The organism is Flavobacterium sp. GL_143 (assembly GCF_057834355.1).
This window is the reverse complement of sequence record NZ_CM174401.1, coordinates 3,072,224-3,087,654: the sequence shown is the minus strand read 5'-3', so window position 1 is coordinate 3,087,654 and position 15,431 is coordinate 3,072,224. Positions and strand designations below refer to the sequence as shown.

9 protein-coding genes are annotated in these 15,431 nt (G+C 33.5%); 8 read left to right on the top strand and 1 reads right to left on the bottom strand.

Going from position 1 to position 15,431, the window contains the following annotated elements; translation table 11 throughout:
- Positions 1-6: 6 nt before the first annotated feature.
- The gene (locus AC3IPI_RS13330; RefSeq protein ID WP_039113986.1) at positions 7-435 is read right to left on the bottom strand and encodes a PaaI family thioesterase; all 429 of its coding nucleotides are present in this window, start codon (positions 433-435) and stop codon (positions 7-9) included.
- A 125-nt stretch (positions 436-560) separates the two neighbouring features.
- Between AC3IPI_RS13330 and AC3IPI_RS13325 the strand changes: the two genes are divergently transcribed.
- The 8 genes from AC3IPI_RS13325 (at position 561) to AC3IPI_RS13290 (ending at position 15,426) form a co-directional block, all read left to right on the top strand.
- A complete protein-coding gene (locus tag AC3IPI_RS13325) occupies positions 561-2,057 on the top strand; it encodes a hypothetical protein (RefSeq protein WP_489153249.1) in 1,497 nt (498 codons plus the stop codon).
- 341 nt (positions 2,058-2,398) lie between these two features.
- On the top strand, positions 2,399-4,249 hold the full coding sequence (locus AC3IPI_RS13320) for an endonuclease (protein WP_489153247.1): 1,851 nt from the start codon (positions 2,399-2,401) through the stop codon (positions 4,247-4,249).
- Positions 4,250-4,353: 104 nt separating this feature from the next.
- Complete coding sequence (purL, locus tag AC3IPI_RS13315; protein WP_489153245.1) at positions 4,354-8,022, top strand: phosphoribosylformylglycinamidine synthase; 3,669 nt, start codon at positions 4,354-4,356, stop codon at positions 8,020-8,022.
- A gap of 269 nt (positions 8,023-8,291) precedes the next feature.
- Entirely contained in the window at positions 8,292-8,729 is a 438-nt protein-coding gene (locus tag AC3IPI_RS13310; RefSeq protein ID WP_039113981.1) for a hypothetical protein, read from the top strand.
- A 505-nt stretch (positions 8,730-9,234) separates the two neighbouring features.
- Positions 9,235-11,010, top strand: coding sequence for an AMP-dependent synthetase/ligase (locus AC3IPI_RS13305; protein ID WP_489153243.1), 1,776 nt, complete (start codon positions 9,235-9,237; stop codon positions 11,008-11,010).
- A 231-nt stretch (positions 11,011-11,241) separates the two neighbouring features.
- On the top strand, positions 11,242-12,300 hold the full coding sequence (locus AC3IPI_RS13300) for a proline iminopeptidase-family hydrolase (RefSeq protein ID WP_489153241.1): 1,059 nt from the start codon (positions 11,242-11,244) through the stop codon (positions 12,298-12,300).
- Positions 12,301-12,377: 77 nt separating this feature from the next.
- Positions 12,378-13,502 (top strand): acyltransferase family protein, encoded by a 1,125-nt coding sequence (locus tag AC3IPI_RS13295; RefSeq protein ID WP_489153239.1) that lies wholly within the window; start codon positions 12,378-12,380, stop codon positions 13,500-13,502.
- 409 nt (positions 13,503-13,911) lie between these two features.
- Complete coding sequence (locus tag AC3IPI_RS13290) at positions 13,912-15,426, top strand: reverse transcriptase family protein (protein ID WP_489153237.1); 1,515 nt, start codon at positions 13,912-13,914, stop codon at positions 15,424-15,426.
- Positions 15,427-15,431 lie beyond the last annotated feature (5 nt).

Below are 15,431 nucleotides of genomic sequence, written 5' to 3'. Positions count from 1 at the left end.
TCCAGATTACTTTTTTTGTCTGTCCAAAACCATGTTCGTCAATTTGCATAAAGAAACCAGATTCCCTTCTTCATCGGTAATTTTGATTTCCCAAAGATGCAAACTTCTTCCTTTATGAATAATTCGTGCAGTTCCGTAAACATAACCTTCACGAATACTTTTTAAATGATTTGCCGAAATTTCTATTCCGCGTACTTCTTGTAATTCAGGATTTATAAAAAAAAATGATGCTGCACTACCCACACTTTCTGCAAGTGCTACCGATGCACCTCCGTGTAATAATCCCATTGGTTGGTGAACTGCTGGATTTACTGGCATTCTGGCTACTAAAAAATCTGCTCCAGCATCAATATATTCAATTTGTAGAGTTTGCATTAAGGTGTTTTGAGAAAACTGATTGCAACGCTCCAATATTTGTTCTTTACTAAAATTCATTTGTTTGGCTTTAAAATGTAAAATTAAATAAAAGATGAGTCACAAAACAGAAAATGCAATTCTAAATTGAAAATCATATGTTAATCGAATTAGTTTTTTGCTATTTTTACATAAATTCTATTCAAATGCGTACTTTTTTTTTACTATTTACTATCGGAATACTTTTAGCAACAAGCTCATGTCGAAGTGATTTTGAAACCGTTGCCAGTACTGGAGATTTAGTTTTCTCAAAAGACACCGTTTATCTAGATACCGTTTTTACGAATATTGGTTCGAGTACATACCAACTCAAAGTATTTAATCAAGGTAAAAAAGACATTACAATCCCGTCTATCAAACTAGGAAAAGGATTAAGCTCTAAATACAGAATGACTGTTGATGGAATGCATGGAACCGAAGGTAAAATCTTTAGCGATGTAACGCTTTTGGCCAAAGACAGTATGTATATTTTTATAGAAACAACTGCTGCAATTGCCGATGCAAACCCAACCGATTTTTTATACACCGACCAAATCCAGTTTGATAGTGGTGCAAATCTTCAAAACGTAGAATTGGTAACACTTGTTCAGGATGCTACTTTTTTATATCCAAAAAAACTCTCTGACGGAACTATCGAAACATTACCAATTGATGGCAAGGAAGTAGCAGGTTTTTATCTGGAAGAAAACGAATTACAATTTACAAATCAAAAACCGTATGTAATATATGGCTATGCAGCCGTTCCCGAAGGAAAAACCGCTACGTTTGATCCTGGCTCAAGAGTCTATTTTCATTCAAATTCAGGGCTTTTGGTTAGCAAAAAAGCAAGTATTAATGTAAATGGAGCTCTTTCATCAACAGAAAAATTAGAGAAAGAAGTAATTTTTGAAGGAGATCGTTTAGAACCATTATACTCCGATGTTCCAGGACAATGGGGAACAATCTGGCTTGCTGACGGAAGTACAAATAATATCATCAATCATCTTACGATTAAAAATGCAACCACTGGTTTACTAATAGAAAATAGCGACCAAACAACTGTTAGCATTAAAAACACACAAATTTACAACTCTGTAAATCATGGTATTCTGGCACAAAATGCAAAAATAAAAGGCGAAAACATTGTAATAAACCGTGCAGGATTATCGAGTCTAGCTTGTTTATATGGTGGAAATTATGAATTTACACATTGCACATTCAATAACAATTGGCAAAGTTCTCAACAAGCTGCAGTTTCTCTTAGTAATACTCTTGCAGGCGCAACTCCCGAAACCAAAGATTTAACACAGGCAACTTTCAACAATTGTATTGTTTACGGATCAAATACAAACGAATTGTCTTTAAACAAAAAAGCAAATTCAGCCTTTGTATATCAGTTTAATAATTGCCTAATCAAGTTTAGCAGCACAAGCACTAATCCCGATTTTCAGTTTAACACCGATACCCAACATTATAATGCAATTATATTAAATCAGGATCCTAAGTTTTATAATGCTTCAGAAAACAAATTTAATATCGACACCAATTCTGGCGCTTTCGCAAAAGGAAATCAGGCGTATAACATTCCGATTGATATAATAGGAAACACAAGAACTTCACCTCCCGATTTAGGCGCTTATCAAAGCATGCCATTTCCGAAATAATTGTTTTTTTTTTACAAAAATGCTAAAGCACTAAGTATTTTTTGTTTAAGCAACTATTAAGCGTACTGTCTGTCTTTTCGACGAAGGAGAAATCTCCGCAAGTAACTCCGCAACTAGAATCCAATCTTTGTCGAGCTTCTCGCGAAGATTTCTCCTTCGTCGAAAAGACAATATTGAGGAAAACACGAGTAAGAAAAATGCTGCATAAATTAAACATCTCTTAACACAAGGTATCGCCAAAAGATGTAGATTTGTTTCATTGTAAAACTAACCAACTCAAAATCAATTTTTTGAAAAGTTTCACAAGCCCAATTTTTTAACTTTAAACTATTAAATTAATTATGAAGAAAATCTACTCTTCCATTTTATTACTGCTTTTTAGTTTTGTGACTTTTGCTCAAATTCCTTCGGGATATTACAACACTGCAACAGGTACAGGTTACGCCCTTAAAACACAATTGTACAATATCATAAAAGATCATACAGACAATGGTTATGCTGGTTTGTACGTCACTTATCAAGCATCTGACATTGATAATTTTTATGAAAACGATGGAACAGTTCTAGACATGTATTCTGAAAATCCGTCAGGAACAGATCCTTATAATTATAGCATAGGAACTACACAACGATGTGGTAGTTATGTCGTAGAAGGAGATTGTTATAACCGCGAACATATAATCCCACAATCAGTATTTAGTGAAAAATCACCTATGGTTTCTGATGCTCATTTCATCACTCCAACTGATGGAAAAGTAAATGGCATAAGATCAAATTACCCTCATGGAGTTGTAAACACGCCAACTTACATTTCTAAAAACGGAGGGAAACTTGGAGCAAATTCAACTTCGGGATATTCGGGAACTGTTTTTGAGCCAATCAACGAATTTAAAGGAGATATTGCCCGAATGTATTTTTATTTTGCAACACGTTATGAAAATACCGTTGCAGGTTACAGCTACCCTATGTTTGAGGGAACAAGTAATAAAGTATTTACAGCTGCCTTCTTAAATATTCTTTTGGCATGGAACGCGCAAGATCCAGTAAGCGCAAGAGAAATTGCAAGAAACAATGCTATTTACGCCCGTCAGAACAATAGAAATCCTTATATCGATCATCCCGAATATGTAAATCAGGTTTGGAGTCCATCTAGCGATACACAAGCACCAACTGCGCCAACAAGTTTAGCAAGTACCTCAAAAACGTCCAGCACTATTTCTGTAAGTTGGACAGCATCTACAGACAATGTAGGAGTTACAGGTTATAATGTATATGCTAATGGAGTTTTAAAAACTACAGTTGCAGGTTTAACCGCTACTATAACTGGCTTAACAGCTTCTACCAGCTACAACCTTACTGTAAAAGCCAATGATGCTGCAGGAAATATTTCGGCTACAAGCAATACAATTACCGAGACAACCGATGCCGGTACTGGAACTGGCGGCGGAACAACAACCGATTTATTATTCTCAGAATATATAGAGGGATCTGGAAATAACAAAGCTTTAGAAATTCTGAATGCAACAGGTAGCCCAATTAACTTATCTGGATACACTATAAAAAGACAAACAAACGGAGGCGGAACATGGAGTTCTGGTCTTGCCTTAAGCGGAACTTTAAATAGCGGAACCAAATTTACTATTGTAAATAGTTCTATTGCTTCTACATGTTATCCTAAAGCTTCAGCCAATATCTCTACAGGAGCTGCAGAACTTACTTTTAATGGAAATGACCCTATGGGTTTATTTAAAAATGGAGTACTTATCGACATCATCGGAACTTTTAATGGTGGAGCAGCTGACTTTGCAGCTAATGTAACTTTAAGAAGAAAATCAACTGTAACTTCTCCAAGCACAACATTTAATTTAAGTTCACAATGGGATTCATTTGCTGTAGACTCTTGTGAAAATTTAGGAAATCGTACACTAAAAGTAACAAACCCTGAATTAATGTCAGATTCAGATGAGATTCACTTATATCCAAACCCTTCAGACGGTAACTTTTTTATTAATTTCGATAATTCAAACACTCCTTATACGATAGAAATAATTTCAGTATCTGGACAAAAAGTATTCGAAAAAGTAAACACAACTCAACAATCTATAGCTGTAAGTAATCTACCTAAAGGATTGTATATAGTTAAAGCTACAAAAGAGGAAAAAACTTTCATTAAAAAGATAATAATCAATTAATTAAAAATTAGATCTCTAATAATTAAAAAGCGGCAAATTGTCGCTTTTTTTTTTGATCTTAATTAACTAAATTTGCAGCTAAATACAACAAACTACACAACACAATGATTCATTTCTTTGAAAACCAAAGCAAAACTGTTTTTGCAGTACAAACGCAAAACGAAATTTCGGCTCAAGACATTTCAAAATTAAACTGGCTTTTTGCCAACTCCAATAAAATAGAAAAATCCGTACTGACGGATTTTTTTGTTGGTCCTCGTGCCACTATGATTACCCCTTGGAGTACAAATGCTGTAGAGATTACTCAGAATATGGGTATTCCTGGCATCATCAGAATTGAAGAATTTTATCCGGCAACAGCTGATTTTTCAGATTTTGACCCGATGCTTTCGCAAAAATATACTGAACTGAATCAAGAAATCTTTACTATCAACGTGCAACCAGAAGCAATTTTGGACATTGATGATATTGCTGCTTACAACAAAACCGAAGGGTTGGCTTTGAGCCAGGAAGAAGTAGATTATCTAGACAATCTAGCTGTAAAACTAGGACGTAAATTAACCGACTCTGAGATTTTTGCTTTCTCACAAGCAAATTCAGAACACTGTCGTCACAAAATTTTCAACGGAACTTTTGTAATTGACGGAGAAGAAAAAGAAACGTCTTTATTTAAATTAATCAAGAAAACATCTCAGGAAAACCCTAACGATATCGTTTCGGCTTACAAAGATAATGTGGCTTTTGTAAAAGGACCACGCGTACAACAGTTTGCTCCAAAAACAGCAGACAAACCAGACTTTTACGAAATAAAAGAATTTGATTCGGTTATTTCATTAAAAGCCGAAACACACAATTTCCCAACAACTGTAGAGCCTTTTAACGGTGCTGCAACAGGATCAGGAGGAGAAATTCGTGACCGTCTTGCAGGAGGACAAGGTTCATTACCACTTGCAGGAACAGCCGTTTACATGACTTCATATTCTCGTTTAAAATCTGAATCTGCACAGGATGACAGAACATGGGAAAATGCAATGGACGAAAGAAAATGGTTATACCAAACTCCAATGGATATCTTGATCAAAGCTTCTAACGGAGCATCAGATTTTGGAAATAAATTTGGTCAGCCACTTATTACAGGTTCAGTTTTAACATTCGAACATGAAGAAAACGACCGCAAAATTGGTTACGATAAAGTAATCATGCAAGCTGGAGGAATCGGTTACGGAAAATTAGATCAAGCCATAAAAAAGAAACCACAAGAAGGAGATAAAATCGTTATTCTTGGTGGAGAAAACTATAGAATCGGAATGGGTGGAGCTGCGGTTTCATCTGCAGACACAGGAGCTTTTGGTTCGGGAATCGAATTAAATGCAATCCAACGTTCTAACCCAGAAATGCAAAAACGTGCTGCCAATGCTATTCGTGGTTTGGTAGAAAGCGATAACAACCCAATTGTATCAATCCATGATCACGGAGCTGGAGGACACTTAAACTGTCTTTCTGAACTAGTAGAAGAAACTGGAGGTTTAATAGATTTAGACAAATTACCTGTTGGAGATCCAACCCTTTCTGCTAAAGAAATTATCGGAAACGAATCTCAGGAAAGAATGGGATTAGTAATTGGTCAAAAAGATATTGATATCTTACAAAGAATCGCCGACAGAGAGCGTTCGCCAATGTACCAAGTTGGAGATGTCACTGGAGATCATCGTTTTACTTTTGAATCTAAATCGACTGGAGCTAAACCTATGGATTATGCACTAGAAGATTTCTTTGGAAGTTCTCCAAAAACGATTATGAATGACAAAACTATCGATAGAAAATATGCTGATGTTTCTTATACAGCAAATGACTTCGAAAGTTATTTACAAGATGTGTTACGTTTAGAAGCAGTTGCATCTAAAGACTGGTTAACAAATAAAGTTGACCGTTGTGTAGGTGGAAAAGTTGCTAAACAACAATGTGCAGGACCATTACAATTACCATTAAATAATGTTGGTGTAATGGCTTTAGATTATTTAGGTAAAGAAGGAATTGCAACTTCTATCGGTCACGCTCCTATCGCTGCTTTAATTGATCCTGTAGCAGGAAGCAGAAATGCAATTGCGGAATCATTATCAAACATTGTTTGGGCTCCAATTAAAGACGGTTTAAAAGGAATTTCACTTTCTGCAAACTGGATGTGGGCTTGTAAAAACGAAGGCGAAGATGCTCGTTTATACGCAGCTGTTGAAGGTTGTTCTGAATTTGCAATCGAATTAGGAATCAATATCCCAACAGGAAAAGATTCACTGTCAATGAAACAAAAATATCCAAATGATGAAGTAATCGCACCGGGAACGGTTATTATTTCAGCAGGTGGAAATTGTACAGACATTAAAAAAGTAGTAGAGCCTGTTTTACAGAAAAATGGTGATTCTATTTATTATATCAATTTATCTCAGGATGCGTACAAATTAGGAGGTTCTTCTTTTGCACAAATCAGAAATACTATCGGAAACGAAACGTCAACTATTAAAGACGCTTCTTTCTTTAAAAATGCATTTAATACCATTCAGGAATTAATTGGCGAAGACCAAATTCTTGCTGGACATGATATCGGAAGTGGAGGTTTAATCACAACTTTATTAGAATTATGTTTTGCTGATGTAAACCTTGGAGCTAAAATTGATTTTAGTGCTTTCGCAGAAAAAGATTTATTGAAAATTCTTTTCGCTGAAAACATCGGAATCGTTTTCCAGGCAAAATCTGATGCTATTGTTGAAGCTAAATTAAGCACCAACAATATCGAATTCTTCAAAATTGGTTCAGTTCAAAGCAAACCAAGTTTGGAATTTGGAATTTATAATTTGGATATTGCGAAGTACAGAGATATCTGGTTTGAAACTTCTTATTTATTAGATCAAAAACAATCTAAAAACGGAAGAGCGCAAGCCCGTTTTGAGAATTATAAAAATCAAGTTTTAAACTATACTTTCCCTGCACATTTTACAGGAAAAAAACCAGTAATCGATGCTTCGAAACCAAGACCAAAAGCAGCTATTATTCGTGAAAAAGGAAGTAATTCTGAGCGCGAAATGGCAAATGCAATGTACTTGGCCGGATTTGATGTAAAAGATGTTCACATGACCGATTTAATCTCTGGTCGTGAAACACTTGAAGATATTCAGTTTATTGGTGCAGTTGGAGGATTCTCTAACTCGGATGTTTTAGGTTCTGCCAAAGGTTGGGCTGGAGCATTCTTATACAATGAAAAAGCAAAAACAGCTTTGGAAAAATTCTTTAAAAGAGAAGATACATTATCTGTAGGAATCTGTAATGGTTGCCAATTGTTTATGGAACTAGAGGTAATTAATCCGGAACATGAAGTACATGGTAAATTATTGCATAACGAAAGTAACAAACACGAAAGTATCTTTACATCTGTAAAAGTACAAGAAAACAACTCGGTGATGTTATCGTCTCTTGCAGGAAGTACTCTTGGAGTTTGGGTTTCTCATGGTGAAGGAAAATTTAATTTACCACTAGCAGAAGAAAATTACAATATCGTATCTAAATATGCTTATGAAGGATATCCTGCAAACCCAAATGGTTCTGATTATAACACTGCAATGATGTGTGATAAAACAGGAAGACATTTAGTAATGATGCCACACATTGAGCGTTCTACTTTCCAATGGAACTGGGCGCACTATCCAAAAGACAGAAACGACGAAGTTTCTCCTTGGCATGAAGCTTTTGTAAATGCAAGAAAATGGATTGAAAAAATCTAATTTTTATACTCATACTAAAAAAACTCATTCGTAACTGAATGAGTTTTTTTTATTAAGTAAGACTACTCTCATACACAAAATTGAGCACTAAAAACACAACGAGTTAATTCTCAATACATCCCATTTTTGGTATAAAAAAGATAAAATTAGTACGCTGATTTTGTCTTTTTTTTTGACCTGATTTTATTAGTTTTGCCCTCCCGCATAAAAAATAGACTTATTTATTGTGCCCCAAAAACAAATAAAATTAATCCCTAAATACCATATTAATGAAAGTTAAAAACCTACTTTTTATCACACTTTTTCTTTGTTTAACAAACGTATATTCTCAAATTAAAACTGAAAAAATTACAGCTAAAAATCAAGAACGTTTCATTACTACTACAATCTCTTATCCTGTAAACGGAATTTATTTATATGATGGAAAAACTGAACCAATTGTTCAGTTAAATGCAAATGGAACCGGAATTTATCAATATGAAGATCTTACCAAGAAAAATATTACTTGGGGATTTGAATGTTCTGAAATTGGAATCCCTATATTTAAAGAAGGATTTGATAGCGCTTCATATTCTCTTTGGTACAAAACCAATGATAAAGAAGACAGCGAATGGATTTACGCGCAATTCTCTATTCATTTTAAGAAAAAGAAAATGTATATTTCTGGAGAGAGAGTAAAAGAATATGCTGAAGAAGTAAAGAAATAAATATTTCTGAATCATTAAAAAAATTAAGAAAGATTAAGCGATTTTAGATTGTAGATTTACGATTGTAGGTTTATGATTTATGATTTGGTGTTGGTAAAAAAGATTGTCATTTTTTGGAGGCTTCATATAACCGCAATCAAAAATCGTTACCCGAACCTGATCCTGAAATTTTGGGACAAAACAGGCGAAGCAATCTAAAATCCGTAATCTTTTTTTCTTAATTTAATTGCATTATTCTAAAAACAAGAAGCAATCCGGAAAAAACTTTAATCATAACTAACACAAAGGCGGCACTTTAAATCAGATGTCTAAATTTAGTTTTTCAAACAAATAATATCATTATCCTATTGTTAATTAGCAATATAAATAAAATAAAATATATCGCATAAAGAAATCGATTTCGTAATTTATATTAATTAGAATTAAAGTTTTCATATTTAATTTATTAAAAATAAAAATTAACGATAAATTTTATTAATTTGCGGTAAAATTCAATCTAAACGCCATGGTTACAATTACGAGACTTTTTGATTTTCCTTATTATCAGAAAGAAAAATATAATAAAAAAGATGCTTTAGTAACCAAACGTAATGGTGTTTGGGAAAAAACCTCTACTGAAGAATATATTGCAAAAGCCAATGCCGTTTCTCGCGCGTTATTACGTATGGGAGTTCAAAAAAATGATAAAATTGCTTTAATCACTTCTACAAATAGAACGGAATGGCATATCATGGACATTGGAGTTTTACAAACTGGAGCGCAAACCGTTCCTATTTACCCAACTATATCTGAGGAAGATTACGAATATGTTTTAAACCATAGTGGTAGTAGTTATTGTTTTGTATCTGATAAAGAAGTATTAGACAAAGTATTAGCTATTAAACAAAATGTACCTACATTAAAAGATGTTTTTACTTTTGATGAAATCGCTGGAGCCAAAAACTGGACTATTGTATTAGGCGAAGGTGCAGATGAAAGCAATCAAAACGAAGTTGAAGCAAGAAAAGATAGTATCGATACTGAAGATCTTGCTACGATAATATATACATCTGGAACAACTGGACGTCCAAAAGGTGTTATGCTTTCGCATAAAAACATCGTTTCTAATGTTCTGGACAGTGCTCCAAGAATTCCGTTTGACCCAGGAAATAGTGTAGCATTAAGCTTCCTTCCTATTTGTCATATTTTCGAAAGAATGATATTGTACATTTATCAATATTATGGTATTTCGGTATACTTTGGAGAATCAATTGATAAATTAAGCGATAACTTAAAAGAAGTTAGACCAAATGTAATTACGGCTGTTCCTAGACTTCTAGAAAAAGTATATGATAAAATTTATGCTAAAGGAGCTGAATTAACAGGAATCAAAAAGAAATTATTTTTCTGGGCTATCAATTTAGGTTTAAGATATGAGCCTTACGGAGCAAATGGTTTTTGGTATGAATTTCAATTAAAAATAGCACGTAAATTAATTTTCAGTAAATGGAAAGAAGGTTTAGGTGGTAATATCGATTTAATGGTTTCTGGAAGTGCCGCTTTACAAACAAGATTAACTCGCGTTTTTGCAGCAGCAGGAATACCTGTTATGGAAGGTTACGGTTTATCTGAAACTTCCCCTGTAATATCTGTAAACGATACTAGAAACAGAGGTTTTAAAATTGGAACTGTTGGAAAAGTAATTCGTAATGTAGAAGTTAAAATTGCCGAGGATGGAGAAATCCTTTGTAAAGGACCTAACGTTATGATGGGATACTACAAAGATGAAGAAAAAACTGCCGAAGCATTACAAAATGGATATTTCCATACAGGAGATATTGGTGAAATCGACAGCGAAGGTTTCCTTAAAATCACTGATCGTAAGAAAGAAATGTTCAAAACTTCGGGAGGAAAATATATTGCTCCTCAAATGATTGAGAACATGATGAAACAATCTCGTTTTATCGAACAAATAATGGTTATTGGTGAAGGCGAAAAAATGCCGGCAGCTTTTATCCAACCAAACTTTGAATTTGTAAAAGAATGGGCTAAAATTCACAAAATAGTTTTAGGAGATTCTAACAACGATATCATTACAAATGTTCAGGTAATTAAACGTATTGATGAAGAAGTTGAAGCTGTAAATGAAAAATTTGGTCATTGGGAAAAAATCAAACGTTTTGAGCTTACTCCAGATGTTTGGTCTATCGATGGCGGACAATTAACTCCAACTTTAAAACTAAAACGTAAAATAATCAAAGAAATTTACGCGCCACTTTATAAGAAAATCTACGGCGAATAAAATATATTACCTAAAGAAGTAACGCGGATAAGGCTGATTTACTAAAGTAAAGACGCTGATAAAAACGGATTTTTAAAACTTGTAAAAAGAAAAAATCCGTTTTTATCAGCGTTTTCGCGTTAGCGAATCCGTCCCGACGCTTCGGGATCGCGTTCTATTTTTTAGACAATGCTAGCAATTTCAATAAATTTATCTATTTTTAAGATTCCGAATAATCCTAAAATAAAAATCATGAAAGTAAAAATCATCATTTGTTTCTTAAGCATTATGTTATTTTCTAATTGTAAAGAAATCAAAGAGGAAAATAAAGTAGACACAGTTAAAGCAAATTATTTAGATTTTTCTAAACGTGATGACCAACTTACCGGTGGAATTAAGATGATTCCGATTACTACTCCCAAAGGAAAATTTAAAGTATGGACAAAAACCGTTGGTAACAATCCTACTATAAAAGTTTTACTACTACATGGTGGTCCAGGACTTACGCATGAGTTATACGAATGTTTTGACGGTTATTTCCCTAACGAAAGTATCGAATACATATATTACGATCAATTAGGCTCTTACTATAGCGACCAACCTACCGATAGTACTTTATGGACAAATGAGCGCTTTGTAGAAGAGGTAGAACAAGTACGCATTGCATTAGGTTTGGACAATTCTAACTTTTATATTTTAGGACAATCTTGGGGCGGAATCCTTGCTATGGAATATGCGCTAAAGTATCAAAAAAACTTAAAAGGTCTTATTATCTCTAACATGATGGCAAGTGTTCCTGAATATAATAAATATGCCAAAGATGTTCTGGCTCCGCAAATGGATCCAAAAGTATTAAAAGAGCTACAGGATATTGAAGCAAAGAATGATTTTGAAAATCCTAAATACAGCGAACTGCTTTTTAAAAATTATTACACACAACATATTTTAAGAATGCCACTAGAGGAATGGCCAGAATCTATAAACAGATGTTTCAAACACATTAACCCAAGCGTATATGTGTATATGCAAGGTCCGAGTGAATTTGGGATAACTGGAAATGCTACATTAAAAAACTGGGATATAAAATCAAGATTAAAAACGATTACAGTTCCTACTTTATCTATTGGTTCTAAATATGATACTATGGATCCGGAACACATGAAATGGATTGCAAACGAAGTACAAAACGGACGCTTTTTATTCTGTCCTAACGGAAGTCATCTTTCTCAATATGATGATCCTAAACATTACTTTCCTGGTGTAATCCAGTTCCTTAAAGATGTGGATAACGGCAGTTTTAAAAGATCATAAAATCAGTACAATTTTATAAACTCTTTTAAACTAAATTTTTACTACTCTATATAATTAATTCTCATAAATACTATTAAATGCAAGAAGTGACAGATTTAAAAAGTTCTAAGCCACATTATGAAATACTTGACGGTTTAAGAGGTGTTGCAGCTATTTTGGTTGTTATATTTCATGTTTTCGAAGTCCATTCTCATGGTGATTCTACAAAACTAATTATTAATCATGCCTATTTAGCCGTTGATTTTTTCTTTTTGCTATCTGGTTTTGTACTCGGATATGCATATGATGACCGTTGGGGTACAATGACATTAAAAGATTTCTTTAAACGCCGTGTGCTTCGTTTGCAACCAATGATTATAGCAGGAATGCTAATCGGGGGATTATTATTTTATTTTCAGGATTCACCCGGTATGGGCTGGGGAGGAATACACGATGTCCCTTTATGGAAAATGCTATTAGTTATGTTAATTGGCTTTACTGTCATCCCTGTAGGCAAAGGATTAGATATAAGAGGATGGAGCGAAATGCACCCATTAAATGGTCCTGCATGGTCTTTATTCTTTGAGTATATTGCTAATATTGTGTATGCTCTTGTGTTGCGCAAAACATCTAAAATTGTCTTAACAATTCTAACTATAATAGCTGCAGGAATAACAATTCAATACGCTTTAACCAATCCTGCGGGGAATATTATAGGAGGCTGGACAATTGATGATCCTACACAATTAAGAATCGGGTTTACCCGTTTAACATTTCCATTTTTAGCTGGATTGCTATTAGCCAGAATCGGAAAATTACGTTACACTAAAAATGCTTTCCTATCTGCGAGTCTTTTACTAATCGTATTTTTATCTGTACCTCATTTAGGAGGAGATAATAATATCTGGAATCGTCTATTTGAATGTTTTTGCATAATAATACTCTTTCCTTTTGTTATATGGCTAGGTGCTGGAGGAAAAGTAAAAGGAAAGAAAACATCCAAAGTTTGTAAGTTCCTGGGTGATATATCTTATCCTATTTACATAACCCATTACCCTATTGCTTATACATATATGGCTTGGGTAACAAATAACAAACTTTCATTAGCACAATCATGGCCTTATTTTTTATTAACTGTTATCGTTTCTATAGTAGTTGCATATCTTACAATGAAATTTTATGATTTACCAATTAGGAATTGGCTACGAAAAAAAGTTTTATAATGTTCTGATAACGATATATCGCAAATATTCAACTAATTAATTTCTTAAAAGATGCTGATAATGGTAGTTTTAAAAAAGGATAATCTATTTTAATTTTATTAGTATTCAATTAAAAGTTTTTTTAGTATGTTTGTTTTGAGTTTAAGAAATACCTTGCTTTTCTTGTATAAAGAAAATGATGATGTTTCGTCATCGATGTAAGATTATTTAACATTCAGCACTACTTCTATCTTATGGATGAGAAAGGGTACTATACGTACAGTTTCGGTTCCACCTCCTCGAGATTAACTGTACGTATAGTACCCTTTCTCGGGAGTTGATAGACATAGTCCTTAGAAAATACGAAGGTTTTAAACTTTAAGCCCTATTGCTACAATAGGGCTTTTTAATGTAAAATAGCGATTGTAATATGTCTGAACAGCTTAGTAAACAACAAATTTATGATAGAATAAAAGCTACCTCAAAGGATAGCTACATATTAGAAGAAATGCAACGTTTAGGATTTTGGCAATCAGGATCTGAACCTACTCTATCTGAAATTCTAATTAATCAGGAAGCAAAGATTGATAAGGAATTAAATGATCTTTTAGCACAAGACAGAAAGTTTAGCAATAAAGAAGCTATGGTTCTTGAAATGCGTAAAGCACGTATGAAAATTGCTAAAGAAAAAAGAGCTGAAACCAAATTAAACCAAGAGAAGAAAAGACTGGATAAAGCTGAAAATTGGAAATTATTGCAACAGCAACAAATTTTATATTTAGGTGAATCCGTATCTAGAGGTTTAAATGCTAAAGAAACCGATTCTACACTTTTAGAAAAATATAGTCTGCCTATTTATGAAGATGCATTGGCATTGGCAAAAAGCATGCAGATAGACTTAAAAGCATTACAATATCTTGCTTATAACAGAAATGTTTCTAAAATTAATCATTATCATACATTTGAACTTGAAAAAAAATCAGGTGGTAAGCGCAAGATATCTGCTCCAAAACCAAAGCTAAAAGAAGTTCAAACCTGGATTTTAGAAAACATACTCCACAAAATACCTTATACAATAGAAGCGCATGGTTTTATAAAAGAACGCTCTATTGTTACCAATGCAGAACCACACATTAACAAAGACATTGTTGTTAATGTAGATTTAAAAGATTTTTTCCCTACTGTAACTTATAAACGAGTAAAAGGATTGTTCCATAAAATGGGCTACTCTGAAGAACTCGCTACAATTTTAGGTTTATTATGCACCTACTCCGAGATTAATGAAACTACACTAGACGGAGTTACTTATTATGTACAATCTGGTGAACGCAAATTACCTCAGGGTTCTCCTGCAAGTCCTGCTATAAGTAATATGATTGTTTATAAAATGGATAAAAAAATTAATGGGTTAGCCAAAAAATTAAATTTTAGCTATACCCGTTATGCAGACGATATGAGTTTTTCGACTACTGAAGAAAATAGTCAAAATGTTTCCCGATTATTATATTATACTAAAAAAATTATTGAATCTGAAGGTTTTATAATTCATCCCGACAAAGTGCACGTAATGCGAAAAGGGATGCAACAAAAAGTTACTGGAGTTGTTGTAAATAAAAAACTAAATATAGATAGAATTCAATTACGAAAATTTCGTGCCTTACTACATAATATTGAAAAAAATGGATGGAAAGACCAACAATGGGGAAAAGCTATTCATCTAATTAATGCCATAGAAGGTTATATTAATTATGTATACATGGTGAATCCTGAAAAAGGAACGGCATTTAAACAAAATTTAAAAACCATTATAAAGAAACACGGTCAACCCAATATAGCAAAAACAAGTATTCCTGAAAAAGTAACTCCAATAGCTGCTCCTGTTCTTGATGAAATAGAAGAAACAGTAACGGATCAAAAGCCAGAAAACTGGTGGAATATTTTTTAATTAAT

Excerpts from the sequence above, each read along its gene's own strand:
- AC3IPI_RS13300 (WP_489153241.1), top strand. The coding sequence starts at position 11,242 with ATGAAAGTAAAAATCATCATTTGTTTCTTAAGCATTATGTTATTTTCT.
- AC3IPI_RS13325 (WP_489153249.1), top strand. The coding sequence starts at position 561 with ATGCGTACTTTTTTTTTACTATTTACTATCGGAATACTTTTAGCAACA.
- AC3IPI_RS13320 (WP_489153247.1), top strand. The coding sequence starts at position 2,399 with ATGAAGAAAATCTACTCTTCCATTTTATTACTGCTTTTTAGTTTTGTG.
- AC3IPI_RS13290 (WP_489153237.1), top strand. The coding sequence starts at position 13,912 with ATGTCTGAACAGCTTAGTAAACAACAAATTTATGATAGAATAAAAGCT.
- AC3IPI_RS13330 (WP_039113986.1), bottom strand. The coding sequence starts at position 435 with ATGAATTTTAGTAAAGAACAAATATTGGAGCGTTGCAATCAGTTTTCT.
- AC3IPI_RS13295 (WP_489153239.1), top strand. The coding sequence starts at position 12,378 with ATGCAAGAAGTGACAGATTTAAAAAGTTCTAAGCCACATTATGAAATA.
- purL (WP_489153245.1), top strand. The coding sequence starts at position 4,354 with ATGATTCATTTCTTTGAAAACCAAAGCAAAACTGTTTTTGCAGTACAA.
- AC3IPI_RS13310 (WP_039113981.1), top strand. The coding sequence starts at position 8,292 with ATGAAAGTTAAAAACCTACTTTTTATCACACTTTTTCTTTGTTTAACA.
- AC3IPI_RS13305 (WP_489153243.1), top strand. The coding sequence starts at position 9,235 with ATGGTTACAATTACGAGACTTTTTGATTTTCCTTATTATCAGAAAGAA.